This is a genomic window from Pseudomonas sp. EA_65y_Pfl1_P113 (assembly GCF_963970525.1).
In the GTDB taxonomy this organism is placed as follows: domain Bacteria; phylum Pseudomonadota; class Gammaproteobacteria; order Pseudomonadales; family Pseudomonadaceae; genus Aquipseudomonas; species Aquipseudomonas tritici.
Genome location: NZ_CAXAQM010000421.1, coordinates 1 through 495, shown reverse-complemented (window position 1 = coordinate 495; position 495 = coordinate 1). Strand labels below are relative to the sequence as shown.

Below are 495 nucleotides of genomic sequence, written 5' to 3'. Positions count from 1 at the left end.
AGCTGCTGCCGCGGCACCAAGATGGGGTCGCGTTACGTCACGCGGTGCAGGTTCGACACGCCAGTTTCCAGGTTCCCGAATTCGTCGCGCTGGCGCGGGCCGCCGGTGTGGCGATTGTCTATGCCGATTCGGCGGACTATCCCGCGATTGCCGATGTCAGCGGCGATTTTGTCTATGCCCGGCTCGAAGCCGCAGTGGAGGAAGAACCCACCGGCTATGCGCCTGCAGCGCTGGATCGCTGGGCCGATGTGGCGCGCGGCTGGGCCCGGGGCGAGGCACCCGATCCCCTGGTGCGTTTTGCCGAGCCCGCGCCCGAAGTCCCCCGCGATACCTTCGTGTTCTTCATCAACGGCGCAAAGGTGCGCGCGCCGGCCGGGGCGATGGCACTGATCGAACGGATCGACGGCTAGCGCGGCTGGGGGGCCGACTCCGGCTGTGGCGTTGCGCCGCCGGGTGCAGCCGCGCCCTGTGCGGTCCGAACCGCCGGTGCTGGCG

At 69.7% G+C, this 495-nt stretch carries 1 protein-coding gene; it reads left to right on the top strand.

Features of this window, described 5'->3' with window-relative positions; genetic code table 11:
- The coding region (locus tag AACY52_RS30375; RefSeq protein WP_339561391.1) for a DUF72 domain-containing protein at positions 1 to 410 on the top strand (410 nt) is incomplete at its 5' end.
- Positions 411 to 495: the final 85 nt, after the last annotated feature.